Source organism: Kitasatospora sp. NPDC059462 (genome assembly GCF_042749955.1).
Classification (GTDB): Bacteria; Actinomycetota; Actinomycetes; order Streptomycetales; family Streptomycetaceae; genus Kitasatospora.
In genome coordinates this window covers 11871-33913 of sequence record NZ_JBHYUU010000035.1, presented here as the reverse complement: position 1 = coordinate 33913, position 22043 = coordinate 11871, and the positions used below count along the sequence as shown (strand labels likewise).

Here is a 22043-nt window from a genome sequence, read left to right as displayed (position 1 = left end):
GCCGCTTCCCCGGCGGGGTGGCGAGCCCGGAGGACCTCTGGCGGCTGGTTCACGCGGGCACCGACGCCATCTCGGCCTTCCCCGACAACCGCGGCTGGAACGTCGAGAACCTGTTCCACCCCGACCCCGACCACCCCGGCACCTCCTACGTCCGCGAGGGCGGGTTCCTGTACGACGCCGACCGCTTCGACCCCGGGTTCTTCGGGATCAGCCCGCGCGAGGCCCTCGCCATGGACCCGCAGCAGCGCCTGCTGCTGGAGGCGTCCTGGGAGGCGATCGAGCGGGCCTCCATCGACCCGCGCTCGCTGCGCGGAAGCCGCACCGGAGTCTTCGCCGGCCTGATGTACGCCGACTACGCGTCGCGGCTGGCGGCCGTCCCCGAGGGCGTGGACGGCTACCTCGGCAACGGCAGCGCCGGCAGCATCGCCTCCGGCCGGGTGGCCTACACCCTGGGCCTGGAGGGCCCGGCCGTGACGGTCGACACCGCCTGCTCCTCCTCGCTGGTCGCGCTGCACCTGGCCTGCCAGGCGCTGCGCCGGGGCGAGTGCGACCTCGCGCTGGCCGGCGGGGTGACGGTGATGTCCAGCCCGTCGACCTTCGTCGAGTTCTCCCGCCAGCGGGGTCTGGCCCCGGACGGGCGCTGCAAGTCCTTCGCGGCCGGAGCCGACGGCACGGCCTGGTCGGAGGGCGTGGGCCTGCTGCTGGTCGAACGGCTCTCCGACGCGCGGCGCAACGGTCATCCCGTCCTCGCGGTGGTCCGGGGCAGCGCGGTCAACCAGGACGGCGCGAGCAACGGCCTCTCCGCGCCCAACGGCCTCGCCCAGGAGCGGGTGATCCGCGACGCGCTCGCCCAGGCCGGCCTCACCCCGGCCGAGGTCGACGCGGTCGAGGCGCACGGCACCGGCACGGCCCTCGGCGACCCGATCGAGGCGCACGCGCTGCTGGCCACCTACGGTCAGGACCGGCCGGCCGAACGGCCGTTGCGCCTCGGCTCGGTGAAGTCCAACCTCGGCCACACCCAGGCCGCCGCCGGCGTGGCCGGGGTGATCAAGATGATCATGGCGATGCGGCACGGCGAACTGCCCGCCACCGTGCACGTGGACGCGCCCACCCCGCACGTCGACTGGGCGTCCGGCGCCGTCTCGCTGCTCACCGAGCCGGCGCCCTGGCCGCAGGACGGCCGGCCCCGCCGGGCCGGGGTGTCCTCCTTCGGCGTCAGCGGCACCAACGCGCACGTGATCCTGGAACAGGGCGACCCGGTCGGGGAGGCCGCGGCGCCGCTCCCCGGTCCGGAGCCGGAGCCGTCCGCGCTGGTCTGGCCGCTGTCCGGCGCGACCCCGGCCGCCCTGCGCGACCAGGCCGCCCGGCTCCGCGCCCACCTGGCGCAGCGCCCCGCCGCCAGGCCCGCCGACACCGCCCACGCGCTCGCCACCACCCGCGCCGCGCTCGACCACCGCGCCGCGCTCGTCGCCGCCGAACCGGACGAACTCCTCGCCGCGCTCGACGCGTTGAGCACCGGCGCGGCGCACCCCGGGCTGGTCACCGGCGCCGCCGGGCAGCCCGGCCGGACGGTCTTCGTCTTCGGCGGGCAGGGCTCCCAGTGGGAGGGCATGGGCGCCCGGCTGCTGGCCGAGTCCGCGGTGTTCGCGGAGCACATCCGCGCCTGCGACGCCGCCCTCGCCCCGCACACCGACTGGTCGCTGCTCGACGTGCTGCGCCGGCGCCCCGGCGCCGCCTCGCTGGACCGCGTCGACGTCGTCCAGCCCGCGCTGTTCGCCGTCATGGTGTCCGTCGCCGCGGTGTGGCGCTCGCTCGGCGTCGAACCGGCCGCCGTCGTCGGCCACTCGCAGGGCGAGATCGCCGCCGCCCAGGTGGCCGGCGCGCTGACCCTGGAGGAGGCCGCCCGGATCGTCGCGCTGCGCAGCCGGGCCCTGCGCGCCATCGCGGGCGGCGGCGGCATGATGTCGCTGGCCGCGTCCGCCGGACAGGCCGAGGAACTGATCGCCGGCCTGCCCGGGCGGATCGGCATCGCGGCCGTCAACGGACCGGGCGCGGTGGTCGTCTCCGGGGACGCCGCCGCCCTGGACGAGCTGCACGAGCGGTGCGAGGCCCGCGGCCTGCGCAGCCGCCGGCTGCCGGTCGACTACGCCGCACACTCCGCCGCCGTCGAGCGCGTCCGCGACGAACTCCTCACCGGCATCGGCGACATCGCCCCGCGGCCGACCCCGGCGGTGACGTTCTACTCGACCGTCACCGGTGAGCCGCTCGACGGCGCCGCCCTGGACGCCGGGTACTGGTACCGCAACCTGCGCGAGACCGTCGCCTTCGAGCGGGCCACCCGTGCGCTGTTGCGCGACGGCTGCACCACGCTGGTCGAGACCAGCCCGCACCCGGTGATGGCCCCGGCCGTCGAGCAGACCGCCCAGGAGTCCGGGACGGACGCCCTGGTCGTCGGTTCGCTCCAGCGCGACGCGGACACCCTGGCGCGCCTGCTGACCGCGGCGGCCGGCCTGTCCGTGCGCGGGGTGCCCGTCGACTGGGCGGCGCTGCACGCCCACCGCACGCCGCCGCGCACCGACCTGCCCACCTACGCCTTCCAGCGCGAGCGCTACTGGCTGGAGCCCGCCCCGGCGGCCGCCGACGCCGAAGGGCTCGGCCTGCGCTCCACCGACCACCCGCTGCTCGGCGCCGCCCTCGTCCAGGCCGGGGACGACCGGCACCTGCTCACCGGCCGGATCTCGCTGCCCACCCATCCCTGGCTCGCCGACCACGCCGTCCTCGGCACGGTGCTGCTCCCCGGCACGGCACTCGTCGAACTCGCCCTGCGGGCAGGGCAGTCGGCCGACTGCACGGTGATCGAGGAGCTCACCCTGGAGGCGCCGCTGACCCTGCGCGAGCGCGGGGCCGTCCAGCTCCAGGTCCACCTCGACGCCCCGGACGAGGACGGGCGCCGCGCGCTCACCGTGCACGCGCGCCCCGACACCACCGAGCCGGGCCCGTGGACCCGGCACGCCGCCGGCGTCCTCGCACCGGCCCGGCCCGGCGGGGAACCCGCCGCCGACGACGCGGCCTGGCCGCCGCCCGGCGCCGAACCGCTGGACACCGACGGCCTCTACGAGCGCCTGGCCGCCGCCGGCTACCAGTACGGCCCGCTGTTCCGCGCGGTGCGCGCCGCCTGGCGGCACGGCGACGACCTGCTGGCCGAGGTCGCCCTGCCCGGGGACGACCACGACGCCGGGCGGTTCGCGCTCCACCCCGCGCTGCTCGACGCCGCCCTGCACACCGCCGGGGCGCTCGACGGCGCGCCGGACGAGGGCCGGGGCGTCGGCCTCCCGTTCGCCTGGACGGGCGTGCGGCTGTACGCGGTCGGCGCCCGCACCCTGCGGGTGCGGCTCGGCCGCACCGGCCCGGACGCCGTCACCCTCGCGCTGACCGACCCGGCCGGCGCCCCCGTCGCCACCGTCGACTCGCTGCTCTCCCGGCCGCTCACCGCGGACGGCCTCGCTCCCGCCCCGGCCGGCGCCGCGCAGGACCTCCACCCCGTCGCCTGGCCGCCGCTGACCCTGTCCGGGTCCGCCCCGCTCGGCAGCTGGGCCCTGGCCGGGGCCGACGAACTCGGGGCGGAGACGGCCCTGCGCGCGGCCGGCGCCACCGTCACCGCACTCGCCGACCCGGCCGCGCCCGACCCGGACGCCCCGCTGCCCGACGCCGTCGCCCTCACCTGCGCCACCGACGGCGGCCCGCAGGCCGTCCGCACCGCCACCCGGCGGGTGCTGGCGTTCCTGCAGTCCTGGCTCGCCGCCGAACGGTTCGCCGCCACCCCGCTGGTGGTGCTCACCCGCGGCGCCGTGCCCGGCCCGTACGGGGAGGCGGTCGACGACCTCGGCGCGGCCGCGGTCTGGGGCCTGGTGCGCTCCGCCCAGACCGAGCACCCCGGCCGGATCGTGCTGGTCGACCTCGACCGGCACCCCGACTCGTACGCCGCCCTCGGCGCGGCCCTGGCCTGCGGCGAACCCCAGCTCGCCCTGCGCTCCGGCACCGCGGCCGCGCCCCGGCTCGCCCGGAGCGCCCCGGCGGAGCGCCTGGCGGTGCCCGCCGGCACCGACGCCTGGCGCCTCGACCTGACCGGCACCGGAACCATCGACGGCCTGGCCCTGCTGCCCCACGAGGACGGCGTCCGCCCGCTCGCCCCCGGCGAGGTCCGGGTCGCGCTGCGCGCCGCGGGCCTCAACTTCCGCGACGTCGTGGTCGCCCTCGGCATGGTGGCCGACACCCGCCCGCCCGGCGGCGAGGGCGCCGGTGTGGTGGTCGAGGTCGGCACCGAGGTCCACGACCTCGCCCCCGGCGACCGCGTCATGGGCCTGTTCTCCGGCGGCACCGGCCCGCTCGCGGTGACCGACCGCCGCCTGCTCGCGCCCGTCCCGGCCGGCTGGACGTACCCGCAGGCGGCGAGCGTGCCGGTGGTGTACCTCACGGCCTACTACGGCCTGGTCGACCTCGGCCGGGTGCAGCCGGGCGAGTCGCTGCTCCTGCACGCCGCGAGCGGCGGCGTCGGCATGGCCGCCCTGCAACTCGCCCGGCACTGGGACCTGGAGGTCCACGGCACCGCCTCGCCCGCCAAGTGGCCGGTGCTGCGCGCCCTCGGGCTGGACGACGACCACCTCGCCTCCTCCCGCGACCTCGGCTTCGAGGAACGGTTCCGCACCGCCCGCGACGGGCGGGGCTTCGACCTCGTGCTCAACTCGCTCGCCCAGGACTACGTCGACGCCTCGCTGCGCCTGCTCGGCCCCGGCGGCCGGTTCCTGGAGATGGGCAAGACCGACATCCGCGACCGCGCCGCGGTGACCGCCGCCCACCCCGGCACCGACTACCACGCGTTCGACCTCATGGACGCGGGCGCCGACCGCATCCAGGAGATCCTGACCGAACTCGGCGCCCTGTTCGCCGACGGCACGCTCGCCCCGCTGCCGGTCACCACCTGGGACGTCCGCGACGCCGTCGCCGCCTTCCGCCACCTGGGCCAGGCCCGGCACACCGGCAAGATCGTGCTGACCCTGCCGCCCACCGTCACCGGCGCCGCCGACCCCGGCGGCACCGTCCTGATCACCGGCGGCACCGGCACCCTCGGCGCCCTGCTCGCCCGCCACCTGGTCACCGGACACGGTGCCCGGCACCTGCTGCTCACCAGCCGCCGCGGCCCGGCCGCCGACGGCGCCGCCGAACTCGCCGCCGACCTCACCGCCCTCGGCGCCGAGGTGCGGATCGAGGCCTGTGACGCCGCCGACCGGGAGGCGCTGGCCGCCCTGCTCGCCACCGTCGACCCCGGGCACCCGCTCACCGCGGTGGTGCACGCGGCCGGCGCCATCGACGACGCCGCCGTGCACGCGCTCACCCCCGAACAGCTCGACCGCGTCCTGCGCCCCAAGACCGACGCCGCCCGGAACCTGCACGAGCTGACGCTCGGCCTGGACCTCGCCGAGTTCGTGCTCTTCTCCTCGATGGCGGGCACCTTCGGCGGCGCCGGACAGGCCAACTACGCGGCCGCCAACGCCTACCTGGACGCGCTCGCCCAGCACCGGCGCTCCCGGGGCCTGGCCGCCACCTCGCTGGCCTGGGGCCTGTGGGCGCAGGCCAGCGGGATGACCGGCCACCTCGACCGGTCCGACCTCGACCGCATCGCCCGCACCGGCGTCGCGGCCCTGGAGACCGGCCACGCGCTCGCGCTGTACGACGCCGCGCGCGCCGCCGACCACCCGGCCGCGGTGCTCGCCCACCTGGACCTCGCCGCGCTGGGCGGGGCCGACGGCGTCCCCGCCCTGCTGCGCGACCTCGTCCGCTCCCGGCCCCGGCGGGCCGCCGCCGGCCCCGACCCGGACACGGCCGCGTTCGCGCAGCGCCTCGTCCGGCTGCCCGAGGACCGGCGCCGGCAGACCCTCACCACCCTGGTCCGCCAGGAGACCGCGGCCGTCCTCGGCCACGCCGGCGCCGAGACGATCGAGCGCGGACGCCCGTTCAAGGCGCTCGGCTTCGACTCGCTCACCGCCGTCGAACTGCGCAACCGGCTCACCGCCGCGACCGGCCTGCGGCTGCCCGTCACCCTGGTCTTCGACCACCCGACGCCCGAGGCGCTCGCCGAGCACATCGGCGCCGAACTCCTCGGCGCCCCCGAGCCCGCCGCGCCCGCCCCGCCCGCGCCGCGCACCCCCGACGCCGCCGACGACCCGGTGGTGATCGTCGGCCTGGGCTGCCGCTACCCCGGCGGCGTCTCCGACGAGCACGACCTGTGGCGGATGCTCGCCGAGGGCGCCGACGCCATCGCACCGTTCCCGCGCGACCGGGGCTGGAACCTCGACACCCTCTTCGACCCCGACCCCGACCGCCCGGGCAAGTCCTACGTGCACGAGGGCGGCTTCATCGACGACGCCGTCGCCTTCGACGCCGAGTTCTTCGGCATCTCGCCGCGCGAGGCCGCCGCGATGGACCCCCAGCAGCGCGTCCTGCTGGAGACCGCGTGGGAGACCTTCGAACACGCCGGCATCGACCCCACCTCGCTGCGCGGCTCCGCCACCGGCGTGTTCGTCGGCGCGATGGCGCAGGACTACCACACCGCCTCGGGCGCGGTCGCCGAGGGCCAGGAGGGCTACCTGCTCACCGGCACCGCCACCAGCGTCATCAGCGGCCGGGTCTCCTACGTGCTCGGCCTCGAAGGCCCGGCCGTCACCGTCGACACCGCCTGCTCCTCCTCACTGGTCGCCCTGCACCTCGCGGCCGCCGCGCTGCGCTCCGGGGAGTGCGACCTCGCGCTCGCCGGCGGCGTGGCGGTGCTCACCTCGCCGCACGCCTTCGTCGAGTTCAGCCGCCAGCGCGGACTGGCGCCGGACGGCCGCTGCAAGCCGTTCGCGGCGGCGGCCGACGGCACCGGCTGGGGCGAGGGCGCCGGCCTCGTGCTCGTCGAGCGGCTCTCCGACGCCCGGCGCCGCGGCCACCGCGTCCTCGCCGTCGTGCGCGGCTCCGCGACCAACCAGGACGGCGCCTCCAACGGGCTCACCGCGCCCAACGGGCCCTCCCAGCAGCGGGTCATCCGCCAGGCGCTCGGCAACGCCGGGCTCACCCCGGCCGACGTCGACGCGGTCGAGGCGCACGGCACCGGCACCCGGCTCGGCGACCCGATCGAGGCGCAGGCCCTGCTCGCCGTGTACGGCCGCGAGCACACCGCCGAACGGCCGCTGTGGCTGGGCTCGATCAAGTCCAACATCGGCCACACCCAGTCCGCCGCCGGCATCGCGGGCGTGCTCAAGATGGTGCTCGCGCTGCGCCACGGCGAACTGCCGCGCACCCTGCACGCCGACGAACCGACCCCGCACGTCGACTGGGCCTCCGGCCACGTCGCGCTGGCCACCGAGCACCGCGCCTGGCCGCGGACCGGCCGCCCGCGCCGCGCCGCCGTCTCCTCCTTCGGCGTCAGCGGCACCAACGCGCACATCATCCTCGAACAGGCACCCGACGAGGAGCCGCGGTCCGAGCGCGCCGCGCACCCCGCCCCGCAGGCGCCGGGCGTGGCCGGCGTGGTGCCGTGGCCGCTGTCCGCCCGCACCGGCGAGGCGCTGCGCGCCCAGGCCGCCCGGCTGCGGGACTGGTTCCTGCGCCACCCGGAGGCCGAACCCGCCGACGTCGCCTGGTCGCTGGCCACCGGCCGGGCCGCCTTCGACCACCGGGCGGTGGCCCGCGGTCGCGACACCGCCGACCTGCTCGCCTCGCTGGGGGAGGTGGCCGACGGGGCGGTGGAGGCCCCGGGCGTCCTGGTCTCCGGTCCGGGACCGGTCTTCGTCTTCCCCGGCCAGGGCTCCCAGTGGCTCGGCATGGCGGCCGAACTCATGGACGTCAGCCCGGTGTTCGCCCAGGCGGTGGCCGAGTGCGCGGAGGCCGTCGACCCGCTGGTCACCGGCTGGTCGCTGCTCGACGTGCTGCGCGGCACCGACGAGCACACCGAGCGGATGCTCGCCCGGGTCGAGGTGCTGCACCCCGTCCTGTTCGCCGTGATGGTCGGCCTCGCCCGCTGGTGGGAGTCCTGCGGGGTGCGCCCGGCCGCCGTGATCGGCCACTCCCAGGGCGAGGCCGCCGCCGCGTACGTGGCCGGCCGGCTCTCGCTGGCGGACGCCGCCCGGGTCGCGGTGATGCGGGTGCGGGCCGTGCAGACGGTCGACGCCTGCCACGGCGGCCTGCTCGCGGTGGCCATGACCCCGGACCGGGCCCGCGCCGAGATCGACGCGACCGGCGCCGCCGGCCTGGTGTCGCTCGGTGCCGTCAACAGCCCGACCGGCGTGGTGCTCTCCGGCGACGAGGACGCCCTGGCCGTGATCGCCGCCCGCTGCGAGACGGCCGGGACCCGCGCCCGCTGGGTGCCCGCCGCCTACGCCTCGCACTCCGCGCAGATGGACCCCACCCGCGAGGAGATCACCCGCCTGCTCGCGGACCTGCGCCCGCTGCCGGGCCGCGTCCCGATGTACTCCACCGTCACCGGCGCGCTGCTGGACGACACGACCCCGCTGGACGCCGCCTACTGGTTCGAGAACATGCGCCGCACCGTCCTGTTCGCGCGGGCGATCGAGGCCGCCGCCGCCGACGGCCACGACGCCTTCGTCGAGTGCAGCCCGCACCCCGGCCTGCTGGTGCCGGTCGGGGACACCCTCGACGGGCTCGGCGTCCCCGCGGCGGTGCTGGGCACCCTGCGCCGGGGCGACGGCGGCGCGGACCGGCTGGTCACCGCGCTGTCCGACGCCCACGCCCGAGGGTTGGACGTCGACTGGCCGGGCCTGCTCACCCACGCCGGCGTGACACGGGTCGACCTGCCCGGCTACCCCTTCCGGCGCCGCCGCCACTGGATCGAGCCCACCGCCGCCACCGGTTCCGCCGGCGCCGGCTGGGGGCAGTCCGCCGTCGAGCACCCCGTGCTCGGCGCCGGCGTCGACCTCGCCGACGGCTCCGGGACGGTCTTCACCGGCAGGCTCTCCACCACCGCGCACCCCTGGCTGGCCGACCACCTCGCGCTCGGCTCCGCCGCCGTGCCCGGCAGCCTCCTCGTCGACCTCGCGCTGCGGGCCGGCCACGAGAGCGGCTGCCCGGTGCTGGAGGAACTCACCGTCCACACCCCGCTGGTGCTGCCCGCGGCCGCCGGGGTGCGGGTCCAGGTCGCCCTGGAGGTGCCGGACGGCACCGGCGCCCGCGGCGTGAGCGTGCACTCGCGGCCCGAGGACGCGCCCGCCGACGCCCCCTGGACCCGCCACGCCACCGGCACGCTGGCCCCCGGCGGCCACCGCCCGGCCGCCCGCCCCGAGCCGTGGCCGCCGATCGGCGCGACCCCGCTCCCCGTCGCGGACGCCTACGAGCGGCTCACCCGCACCGGCCTGCGGCTCGGCCCCGCCTTCGCCGGGATGCGGGCCGCCTGGCGCCGCGGCGAGGACCTGTTCGCCGAGACCGCGCACACCGGCGGCGAGGCGCAGACCGCCCGCCACGACCTGCACCCGGCCCTGCTGGAGGCGGCCCTGCTCGGCCTCGCCCCCGGCGAGCCCGAGGCCGACGGCCTGGTGCGCCTGCCGTCCGCCTGGCACGGCGTCACCGCCGTGCCCGGGACCCGCACGGCCGTCCGGCTCACGCTGCGCGCCACCGGCCCGGACACCCTGGCCGTGCACCTCGCCGACGAGCACGGGCAGTCCGTCGGCGCGATCGAGTCCGTCCGGCTGCGCTCCTGGTCGGCCGCCGACCTGCGCGCGGCGGGCCGCGAGCGCCCGGCGCTCGCCCGGCTGGAGTGGACGGCGCCGGAGCAGCCGCTCGCCGGGGCGCCCGGCGGGGCCTGGGCCCTGATCGGCACCGCCGGCCCGCTCGCCCGCGAGCTCGCGGCCGGCGCCCACCCCGACTGGACGGCGCTCGGCGCCGCGGTGGCGGCCGGGCTGCCGGTGCCGGCGCGGATCGCCCTGCTGCCGGACGCCCCGGCGGACGGGGAGCCGGTGCCGCGGGCCGTCCGCGAGCGGATCCGCACCGTGCTCGCGGTGCTGCGCGCGCACGAGGCGGACCGGCGCTTCGAGGGCACCCGCCTGGTCCTGGTCACCCGGGGCGCGGTGCTCGCCGAACCCGGCGACCGCGTCGCCGACCCGGCCGCCGCCGCCCTGTGGGGGCTGCTGCGCTCGACCGGCCGGGAGCGGGTCGTCCTCGCCGACCTGGACGCCCACGAGGCCTCCGCGCAGGCCCTGGCGGCGGCCGTGGACGCGGGCCTGAGCGAGTTCGCCGTCCGGGCCGGACAGGTCCTCGTGCCGGTGCTCGGCCGGGCGCCCGCCGTCGCCGAGCAGCAGCCGGCCCTCCCGGTGGACGGCACCGTCCTGGTGACCGGCGCCACCGGCCGCCCCGGCGCCGCCACCGCCCGCCACCTGGTGGCCGTCCACGGTGTGCGCCGGCTGCTGCTCGCCGGCCCCGGCGCCATGGCACCGGAGACCGCCGCCCTGGCCGAGGAGCTGACCGCGCTCGGCGCCGCCGTCGAACTCGCCGACTGCGACGCCGCCGACCGGGAGGCCCTGGCCGCGCTGCTGGCCGCCGTGCCGGCCGAGCACCCGCTGCGCGCCGTGGTGCACGCGGCCGAAGCCCCGCGCACCGACGGCGGTGACGGCGACGCCGGCACGGACGTCGGGGCCGGGCTGCGCCCGGTCGTCGACGGGGCGTGGCACCTGCACGAACTGACGGAGGGCCTGGACCTCGCCGCCTTCGTCCTGCACGGCTCCTGGGCCGGCCAGGCCGGCGACCGGGACCGGGCCTGGGAGGCCGCCGGTGCGGCCTTCCTCGACGCCCTGGCCCAGCACCGGCGCGCCCGGGGGCTGCCCGGCCTCGCGCTCGCCTGGGGGCCGTGGGCGGCCCCGGACGCCGACGCCTCCGCCGACGCCTCCGCCGACGCCGAGGAGCGGACCCGCCCGGACGGGCTGGTGGCCCTCGACGAGCGCGAGGCCCTGGCGCTGCTCGACGAGGCGCTCGGCCGCCCGGAGGCCGCGCTCACCCCGCTCGCCGTCGACACCGCCGCCGTGCGGCGCGGCGACCCGGGCGTGACACCCCTGCTCGCCGGCCTGGTGACGGACCGCCGGCGCGGCCCGTCGGCCGGCCCGGCCGAGACCGGCCCCGCCGTCGCCGCCCGCCTGCTCGACCTGCCCGAGGACGAGCAGGAGCAGGCCTTCGTCGACCTGGTCCGGACCGGCGCCGCCGCCGTGCTCGGCCACGCCGACCCCGAGGAGATCGACCCCGGGACGGCCTTCAAGGACCTCGGCTTCGACTCGCTCACCGCGCTCGCGGTGCGCAACCGGCTGCGGGCCGCGACCGGCCTGGCCCTGCCGGCCACGCTGGTCTTCAGCCACCCGAACCCGGCCGCCCTCGGCCGCCACCTGCGGACCCTGCTGCGCCGGGAGCACACCGTCTCCTGGGAGTCCGTGCTCGGCGAGATCGACCGGGTCGAGGCGATGCTCGCCCTGCTGGACGGACAGGACCGGGCCAGGGCGGCGCAGCGCCTGCGGGAACTCGCCGGGGACGGCCCGCAGGACCCGGCGGAGCCGCAGGCCCCCGTCGTGCACGAGGCATTCGGTTCGGCCACCGACGAGGAGATGTTCGACTTCATCGACCGCGGCACCGATCGCTGACCACCCATCACGGGGCTGGGGCATCCCCGTCCCTCGCGGACACTCACGGAGCGGACCAACGATGGCGAACGAAGAGCAACTGCGCGACTACCTGCGGCGTGCGGCCAACGAGCTGCACGAGACCCGGACGCTGCTGCGCGACGCCGAGGACCGGTGGCACGAGCCCGTGGCCATCGTCGGCATGCAGTGCCGCTACCCGGGCGGGGTCGGCTCGCCCGAGGAGCTGTGGGAGCTGGTGCGCACCGGCGGTGACGCCATCACCGGCATCCCCTCCGGGCGCGGCTGGGAGCACGCCGAGAGCGCGGCCGGCGGCGCCTACCGGGGCGGGTTCCTGGACGACGCGGCCGACTTCGACCCCGGCTTCTTCGGGATCTCGCCGCGCGAGGCGCTGGCGATGGACCCGCAGCAGCGCCTGCTGCTGGAGGCCTCCTGGGAGGCGGTCGAGCGGGCCGGGATCGACCCGACCTCGCTGCGCGGCAGCCGGACCGGCGTCTTCGTCGGGGTGATCGCGAGCGACTACCTGTCCCGGCTGCCCAGCGTCCCCAAGGAGGTCGAGGGCCACCTGCTGACCGGCAGCCTGACCAGCGTCGCCTCCGGCCGGATCGCCTACACCCTGGGCCTGGAGGGCGCGGCGGTCACCGTCGACACCGCCTGCTCCTCCTCGCTGGTCGCCCTGCACCTGGCCTGCCAGGCGCTGCGGGCCGGCGAGTGCGACCTCGCGCTGGCCGGCGGCGCCACCGTCCTGGCGACCCCGGGCGCCTTCGACGAGTTCGCCCGCCAGCGCGGCCTGGCGGCGGACGGGCGGTGCAAGTCCTTCTCGGCGGGGGCCGACGGCACCGGCTGGAGCGAGGGCGTCGGCATGCTGCTGGTCGAGCGGCTCTCCGACGCGCGGCGCCACGGGCACTCCGTGCTCGCCGTGGTGCGGGGGTCGGCGGTCAACCAGGACGGCGCCTCCAACGGGCTGACCGCGCCCAACGACCTGGCGCAGGAGCGGGTGATCCGCCAGGCCCTCGCCGGCGCCCGGCTGAGCCCGGCGGACGTCGACGCGGTCGAGGCGCACGGCACCGGCACGGTGCTCGGCGACCCGATCGAGGCCCAGGCCCTGCTGGCCACCTACGGCCAGGACCGCCCGGCCGGCCGGCCGCTGCACCTCGGCTCGGTGAAGTCCAACCTCGGCCACACCCAGGCCGCCGCCGGCGTGGCCGGCGTGATCAAGACGGTGCTCGCGCTGCGGCACGGCCTGCTGCCGCGCACCCTGCACGCCGAGGAGCCCACGCCCATGGTCGACTGGGCGACCGGGGCGGTCGAGCTGCTGACCGAGCCGGTGGCCTGGCCGGCGGGGGAGCGGGTGCGCCGGGCCGGCGTCTCCTCCTTCGGGGTGAGCGGCACCAACGCCCACGTGATCATCGAGGAGGAGCCGGCCGAGGACCGGGCGCCCGCCGGGCAGGAGGGCGCCGCGCCGGCGCCGGCCCCCGTGCCCTGGGTGGTCGGCGCGCGCACCGAGGCCGGCCTGCGCGCCCAGGCCGCCCGGCTGCGCGACTGGGCGCTCGCGCACCCCGGGGCCCGGCCGGCCGACGTGGCCTGGTCACTGGCCTCCGGCCGGGCCGTGCTGGAGCACCGGGCGGTCGTGGTCGGGACCGGGACCGCCGCACTGGCCGCGGAGCTGGGCAGGGTCGCGGACGGCGGCGGGGACGCGCCGCGGGGCGCCGTGCCGCGCCGCACCGGCCGCACCGCCGTCCTGTTCACCGGCCAGGGCACCCGGACCCGCGGCGCCGCGCGCGAGGCGTACGAGGCGTTCCCGGTCTTCGCCGCCGCGCTGGACGAGGTCTGCGCCGCCTTCGAGGGCGTGACGCCGTTCTCCGTCCGCGAGGTGCTGCTCGGCGAGCCCGACGGTCCGTCGGCGCCGGCCGAGGACACCGGCGTCGCCCAGCCGGCCCTGTTCGCCCACGAGGTGGCCCTCTACCGGCTGTGGACGGCGTGGGCGCCGGCGCCCGACTTCGTGGCCGGCCATTCGCTGGGCGAGATCGTCGCCGCGCACGTGGCCGGGGCGCTCACCCTGGAGGACGCCGTCACCCTGGTCGCCGCCCGCGCCCGGCTGATGGCCGCGCTGCCGGCCGGCGGTGCGATGCTCGCGGTCGGGGCGGGCGAGGCCGAGACCGCCGCCGTCCTGGCCCCGCTGGCCGGGGTCGGCCTGGCCGCCGTCAACGGGCCCGCGAGCGTGGTGGTCTCCGGCACCGCCGAGGCCGTCGAGCAGGTCCGCGCCGTGTGCGCGGAACGCGGCTGGCGGCACACCCGGCTGCCGGTCTCGCACGCCTTCCACTCCGAACTGATGGACCCGGTGCTCTGGAAGTTCGCCGCCGTCGTCGACGGTCTGCGCCCGCGCCGCGCGGGGATCCCGCTCGTCTCCACCGTCACCGGCGCGCTCGCCGCCCCCGAGCGGCTGCGCGAGCCGGCCCACTGGGTCGCCAACCTGCGGGGCACCGTCCGCTTCGCCGACGCGGTCGGCGCGCTGCGGGCGGCCGGGGCGAGCGAGTTCGTCGAACTCGGCCCCGGGGCCGTGCTGACGCCGATGGCCACCGCCTGCCTCGCCGCCGAGGAGACCGACCGGACGGTCGCCGTCATCCCCACCGCCGACCGCGGGGGCCCCACCGCCCGGAGCGTTCTGACGGCGTTCGGCCGGGCCTTCGTGCGCGGCACGGCGGTGGACTGGGCGGGGCTCACCGCGGGCACCGACACCGACCCCGCCGCGCTCGGCCGCCGCCGGGTCGAGCTGCCCACCCAGGCCTTCGAGCGCCGCCGGTTCTGGCTGGACGCGGGCGTCGGGGTGACCGACGCGGCCGGCCTCGGGCAGGGCCCGGCGGACCACCCGCTGCTCGGCGCCGTGGTCGAACTCGCGGACGGGCACGGCTCGCTGTTCACCGGCCTGCTCTCGCTCGACAGCCACCCCTGGCTCGGCGACCACGTGGTGCTCGGCACCGTGCTGCTGCCGGGGACCGCCTTCCTGGAGCTCGCCCTGCACGCCGGCCGGCGGGCCGGCTGCGAACTCGTCGAGGAACTCTCCCTGGAGGCCCCGCTGGTCCTGCCCGAGCGCGGCGCCCTCCAGCTCCAGCTGTGGCTGGAGGCCCCGGACGCCGGGGGCCGGCGGGCCGTCGCGATCCACTCGCGGCCCGACACGGGCGACGCCGGCGAGCCGTGGACCCGCCACGCGGTCGGCACCCTGGCCCGCGCCGACGGCGCCGCCCCCGCCGAGCCGCCGGCCCGGCCGCCGGCCGAGGAGGGCGCCGTCCCGCTCGACGGCTTCTACGACTGGCTCGCCGACGCCGGCGTTGCCTACGGGCCGGCCTTCCTCGGCGTGCGCGCCGCCGCCCGCCACGGCGAGGACGTGTACGGGGAGATCGCGCTGCCCGAGGCCGTCGCCCACGACGCCGACCGCTTCGGCATCCACCCGGCGCTGATGGACGCCACCCAGCACCTGCTCGGCCTCGCGGCCTTCGCCGACCGCGCCGACCCCGGCGCCGGACCGGTCTCGCTGCCGTTCTCCTGGCGCGACGTGCGGCTGTTCGCCCCCGGCGCCGCGGCGGTGCGGGCACGGCTGCGGCGCACCGGCCCGGAGACCGTCACCCTGACCCTCGCCGACGCCCAGGGCCGGCCGGTCGCCGAGATCGGCTCGCTGTCCGTGCGGCCGGTGTCCGCGGAGAAGCTGCGTGCCGCCGCCACCGCCCGTCAGGACCCGCTGTACGCCGTGCGCTGGACCGTGCTGCCCCACCCGGCGCAGCCCGCCGCCGCCCCCGCCGCCGGCACCTGGGCGGTGGTCGGGGACGGCGACCTGGACCCGGCCCCGGACGCCTCCCGGCACACCGACCTGGCGGCCCTCGCCCGCGCCCTGGACGACGGCCTGCCCGCCCCGGCCGTGGTCGTGCTGCCCTGGCCCGCCGCCGGGGGCGCGGACCTGCCGCCGGCGCAGGCCGTGCACACCGCCGTCACCCGGGCCCTGGACACCGTCCAGACCTGGCTCGCCGACCCCCGCCTCACCGGCACCCGCCTGGCCGTGGTGACCCGCGGGGCGGTCTCGGTGGGAGCCGGCGACCCGGTGCGCGACCTCGCCGCCGCCGCCGTCGGCGGCCTGGTGCGCTCCGCCATGTCGGAGAACCCGGACCGGATCGTCCTGGTCGACCTCGACGACGACCCGGCCTCGGTGTCCGCCCTGGCCGCGGCCACCGCGACCGCCGCCGCGACCGGCGAACCCCAACTCGCCCTGCGCGCGGGCACCCTGTACGCCCCGCGGATCGCCCGCAGCGCCACCGCCGGGAGCACCGGGAGCACCGGGGCCGGGTCCGCCGAGGCCACCGGTCCCGCCTTCGACCCGGACGGCACCGTCCTCGTCACCGGCGGCACCGGTGCGCTCGGCGCCCTCGTCGCCCGGCACCTGGCCGAGGCCCACGGCGTCCGCCGGCTGCTGCTGACCAGCCGGCGCGGCCCGGCCGCCCCCGGCGCCGCCGAGCTCGCCGCCGACCTCACCGCCCTGGGCGTCACCGTCGAGGTCGCGGCCTGCGACGCCGCCGACCGGCAGGCCCTGGCGGCCCTGCTGGCCGCCGTCCCCGCCGAGCACCCGCTGCGCGCCGTGGTGCACACCGCCGGCGCCGTGGACGACGGCGTGATCGCCGCCCTCACGCCCGAGCGCGTCACCCCCGTGCTGCGCCCCAAGGTGGACGCAGCCCTCCACCTGCACGAGCTCACCCGCGACCTCGACCTGACCGCCTTCGTGCTCTACTCCTCCGTCGCCGGCGTCATCGGCAGCCGCGGCCAGGCCAACTACGCGGCCGGCAATGCCTTCCTGGACGCCCTCGCCCAGCACCGGCGGGCGGCCGGCCTGCCCGGCGTCTCGCTGGCCTGGGGCCTGTGGGAGGAGGAGAGCGGCCTGATGCGGGAGGACTTCAGCACCACCGACCGCCACCGCATCGACCGCAGCGGCGTGCTCGCGCTCTCCGCCGAGCAGGGCCTCGCCCTGTTCGACGCCGCCCTCGCCCAGGACGAGGCCCTGCTCGCGCCCGTCCGGCTCGACCTGGCCGCGCTGCGCCGCTTCGACGAACTGCCGCTCATCCTCAGCGGACTCGTCCCGGCACGGCGCCGGGCGGGCGGCGAGGAGGCCCGCCGGCTCGCCCAGCGCCTGGCCGGCCGCCCCGAGGCCGAGCAGGTCCAGCTGCTCACCGACCTGACCCGCCGGCAGGCCGCCGTCGTCCTCGGACACGCCGGCCCCGAGACGGTCGGCGCCGACCGGGCCTTCACCGAGCTGGGCTTCGACTCGCTGACCGCGCTGGAGATGCGCAACCGCCTCAACACCGCGACCGGCCTGCGGCTCCCGGCGACCGTCCTGTTCGACTACCCCAGCGCCACCGCCCTCGCCCGCTTCCTGCGCACCGAACTGCTCAGCCTGCCCGAGTACGGCCGGGCCCCGGCCGCCGCCCCGGCCCGGGCGGTGGCGGACGAGCCGATCGCGATCGTCGCCATGAGCTGCCGCTTCCCCGGCGGCATCGCGAGCCCCGAGGACCTCTGGCGCGTCGTCGCCGACGGCGTGGACACCGTCTCGCCGCTGCCCACCGACCGGGGCTGGGACCTCGCCGGGCTGTACGACCCGGACCCGGACCGCTCCGGGCGCTTCTACACCCGCGAGGGCGCGTTCATGCGCGGCATCGACCGCTTCGACTCGGAGCTGTTCGGCATCTCGCCGCGCGAGGCGCTGGCCATGGACCCGCAGCAGCGGCTGCTGCTGGAGACCTCCTGGGAGGCCTTCGAACGGGCCGGCATCGACCCGCTCTCGCTGCGCGGCAGCAACACCTCCGTCTTCGCCGGGCTGATGTACTCGGACTACGCCGCCGGCCGGGTCCAGGACGTCGACGACGAGCTGGAGGCGTACATCGGCAACGGCAACTCCTTCGGCGTCGCCTCCGGGCGCGTCGCCTACACCCTGGGCCTGGAGGGCGCGGCCGTCACCGTCGACTCGGCCTGCTCCTCCTCGCTGGTGTCGCTGCACTGGGCGAGCCACGCGCTGCGCACCGGGGAGTGCGACCTCGCGCTGGCCGGCGGGGTGACGATCATGTCGACCCCGAGCGTGTTCGTGGAGTTCGCCCGCCAGCGGGGGCTGGCTCCGAACGGCCGCTGCAAGTCCTTCGCGGCCGGTGCGGACGGCACCGCCTGGGGCGAGGGCATCGGCATGCTGCTGCTGGAACGGCTCTCCGATGCCCGCCGCAACGGGCACCCCGTCCTCGCGGTGGTCCGCGGCTCGGCGGTCAACCAGGACGGCGCCTCCAACGGCCTCACCGCCCCCAACGGCCCCTCCCAGCAGCGGGTGATCCGCCAGGCGCTGGCCAACGCGCGGCTGACCACGGCCGACGTCGACGCGGTGGAGGCGCACGGCACCGGCACGGTGCTCGGCGACCCGATCGAGGCGCAGGCCCTGCTCGCCACCTACGGCCAGGACCGCCCCGAGGAGCAGCCGCTCTGGCTCGGCTCGGTGAAGTCCAACTTCGGCCACACCCAGGCCGCGGCGGGCGTGGCCGGGGTGATCAAGATGGTGATGGCGATGCGCCACGGCACGCTGCCGAAGACCCTGCACGTCGACGCGCCGACCCCGCACGTCGACTGGACGGCCGGCCGGGTCGAACTGCTCGCCGAGGGCCGCCCCTGGCCCGAGCTGGACCGCCCGCGCCGCGCGGCGGTGTCCTCGTTCGGGATCAGCGGCACCAACGCGCACGTCATCCTGGAGCAGGCGCCGTCCGCCGAGGCCCCCGCCGGTCCGTCCCCCGAGGCCCCCGCCGGGGAGCCCGCGGGCGTGGCCGGGGTGGTGCCCTGGGTGCTCTCGGCCCGCACCGAGGGCGCGCTGCGCGAGCAGGCCGAGCGGCTCGGGCAGTGGCTGACCGCCCGACCGGACGCCGGACTCGCCGACGCGGCCTGGTCGTTGGCCGCGGGGCGGGCCACCCTGGAGCGGCGCGCGGTGGTCTGGGGCCGTGACGGCGCCGAGATCGCCGCCGGTCTGCGGGCGGTGGCGGACGGAACGGCCTCCACCGCCCCGAACGCGGTCCCGGGGGACGCGGGCGGCCCCGGCGCCGCCGCCACCGGCCCGGTGTTCGTGTTCCCGGGCCAGGGCTCGCAGTGGGTCGGGATGGCGGCCGAACTCCTCGACACCTCACCGGTGTTCTCCGCCGCCGTCGAGGAGTGCGCCGGGGTGATGGACCCGCTGACGGACTGGTCGCTGCTGGAGGTGCTGCGCGACGGTTCGGGCGCTCTGCTGGAGCGGGTGGACGTGGTCCAGCCGGTGCTGTTCGCGGTGATGGTGGGTCTGGCCCGCTGGTGGGAGTCGTGCGGGGTGCGGCCGGCGGCCGTGATCGGACACTCGCAGGGTGAGATCGCCGCCGCCCACGTGGCCGGGCTGCTGTCCCTGCGGGACGCCGTCCGGGTGGTGGTGCTGCGCGCCCAGGCGCTGCGGCGGCTCTCCGGGACCGGCGGCGGGATGCTCTCGGTCGGCCTCCCGGCCGAGCGCGCTGCCGACATCGTCTCCCGGGACGAGCGGTTGTCGCTGGCGGCGGTGAACGGGCCGTCGAGCGTGGTGCTCTCCGGAGCCGTCGAGGCGCTGACCGCCGTGGCCGAGCGGTGCGAGCGCGAGGACGTCCGGGCCCGCTGGATCCCGGTCGACTACGCCTCGCACTCCGGGCACGTGGACCCGCTGCGCGACGACCTCCGGGCCCTGCTGGCCGACGTCGCCCCGCTGCCGGGCCGGGTGGCGATGTACTCGACCGTCACGGGTGAAGCGGTGGACGAGCCGGAGCGGTTGGCGGGTCCGTACTGGTACGACAACCTGCGCGGAACCGTCCGGCTGGACGCGGCGGTGCGCGCGGCCCTCGCGGAGGGGCACACCGTCTTCCTGGAGTGCAGCCCGCACCCCGGGCTCGTGGTGCCCCTGGAGGAGCTCATCGCCGAAGCCGCCACGCCCGGCACCGTGCTGCACACCCTGCGGCGCGGCGCGGGCGGTCCGCAGCAACTGGTCGCCGCCCTGGCCGCCGCCTTCGCCCGCGGCGTGCCGGTCGACTGGGCCGGCCTGCTGCACCGGCCCGGCGTGCGCCGGGCCGACCTGCCCACCTACGCCTTCCAGGGCCGCCGCTACTGGCTCGACCCGGACGGCGGCACCGCGCTGCCCGGGCGCGCCAAGCGCTCCGCCGCCCCGGGCGGCGACCCGGTCGACGCCACCCTGTGGGACACCGTCACCACCGCCGGCGCACCGGGCCTCGCCGCGCTGCTCGGCGTCCCCGAGGACGCGCCGCTGCACGAGGTCCTGCCGGCCCTCGCCGCCTGGCGCACCCGCCGGCGGGCCGACACGGTGGCCCGCTCCTGGCGCTACACCGAGCGGTGGGAGCCGTGGGCGGGCGCCCCCGCCGCGCCCGGCCGGCTCACCGGCCGCTGGCTGGTGCTGGCCCCGGCCGACGCGGAGTCACGCGCCACGGTGGCCGGCGCGCTCACCGCGGCCGGCGCCGAGGTGCTCGCCCCCGGAGCCGGCGCGGTGCCGGCCGGGCGCGCCGAGCTCGCCGCCTGGCTGCGGGAGACCGCGCCCGCCGGCGTCCTGCTGCTGCCCGACACCGGGACGGCCCCCGCCGACCCGACCGACGCCCTGGACGGGCTGGCCACGCTGGTCCAGGCCCTCGGCGACGCGGGCCTCGACGCACCGCTCTGGTGCGCCACCCGGGGCGCGGCGTCCCCCCTCGGCGAACCCCCGGCCAGTACGACGGCCGCCGCGCTCTGGGGGCTCGGCCGCGTCGCCGGCCTCGAACACCCGGACCGCTGGGGCGGCCTGGTCGACCTGCCCGGGACCGTCGACGAGCGCTCCTGCGCGGCCCTGGCGGCCGTGCTCGGCGCGGGCTCGGCGGAGGACGAGGTCGCGATCCGCCCGCTCGGCACCTTCGTCCGGCGCCTCGCCCGGTTCCCGCACGCCGAGGGCGCCCCCCGCCGGGACACCCCCTGGTACCCCGGGCGGACCGCGCTGGTCACCGGTGGCACCGGCGCGCTCGGCGGGCACGTCGCCCGGTGGCTGGTCCGCGGCGGCGTGGAGCACCTCGTGCTGGCCGGCCGGCGCGGCGAGGCCGCACCGGGGGCCGCGGACCTGCGCGAGGAGCTGTCGGCGGCCGGCGCCGAGGTGGAGATCGCCGCCTGCGACGTCAGTGACCGGGAGGCCCTCGCCGCCCTGCTCGCCGGCCTGCGCGGCCGGGGACTTCGGGTGGACACCGTGGTGCACGCGGCGGGCGCCGAGGTCGGCGGGCCGCTCGACCGGATGACCCGTGCGTCCATCGCCGAGGCGGTCGCGGCCAAGGTCGGCGGCGCCCTCGCGCTGGACGAACTGCTGCGCGAGGACGAAGCCGGGACCTTCGTGCTCTTCACCTCGGGGGCCGGGGTGTGGGGCGGGGCCGGCCAGGGCGCCTACGCGGCGGCCAACGCCTGCCTCGACGCCCTCGCCGCCCGGCGCCGGGGCGAGGGCCGCGCCGCCACCGCCGTCGCCTGGGGCCGCTGGGCGGGCGGCGGGATGTCGGACGGCGAGGCCGTCTCGGCGGCGCTCGACCGGATCGGGGTGACGGCGATGGACCCGGAGCTCGCCCTCGAAGCGCTGCGCCAGGCCGTGGAGGAGGACCTGGAGCGGGTGACCGTCGCCGACCTCGACTGGCCGCGCTTCGCCGTCGGCTACACCGCCGCCCGCCCGCGTCCGCTGATCGCGGAGCTGGTCGCGGCCGCGACCCCGGAGCCGGCCGAACCGGAGCCGGGCGGGGGCGCCCGGGCGCCCGAGCTGCTGCGCGAGCGTCTCGCCGGGCTGTCCGCCGACGACCGGAACGCCGAGTTCGTCACCCTGGTGCGCGCCGAGGTCGCGGCCCAGCTGGGGCACGCCGATCCGGCCGAGATCGAGCCCGAACGGCCGTTCCGCGACCTGGGGTTCGACTCGCTGGCCGCCGTCGGTCTGCGCAACCGGCTGGTCGCGGCCACCGGGCTGGAGCTGCCGACCACGCTGGTCTTCGACCACCCGACGGCGCAGGCGCTGGCCGACCACCTCGGCGCCGAGCTGTTCGACGACACCGGGCGGAACGTCTCGGCGCTCGACGAGCTGGACCGGCTGGAGGCCGGCCTGGCGGCGCTGTCCGGCGCCGCGGACCGGGACCGCGTCGCCGACCGGCTGACCGAGCTGGCGGAGCGGCTGCGCGGCGGGCAGCGCCCGGAGGCCGAGGCCGGGCGCGACCTGCACACCGCCACCGACGACGAGATGTTCGACATCCTCGGGGAGGAGTTCGGGATCTCCTGAGCAGCCGTTCACACCGGATTCTCGAACCGAACAGGGGTACACAC

General features: G+C 78.3%; 2 protein-coding genes. Both read left to right on the top strand.

Translation table 11 applies throughout. The features are described from left to right. Positions 1-11669 (top strand): SDR family NAD(P)-dependent oxidoreductase (locus ACFXAM_RS12480; protein WP_380290226.1); only part of this gene is annotated, 11669 nt, incomplete at its 5' end. 61 nt (positions 11670-11730) lie between these two features. After that, complete coding sequence (locus ACFXAM_RS12475; RefSeq protein WP_380290225.1) at positions 11731-21999, top strand: type I polyketide synthase; 10269 nt, start codon at positions 11731-11733, stop codon at positions 21997-21999. Positions 22000-22043: the final 44 nt, after the last annotated feature.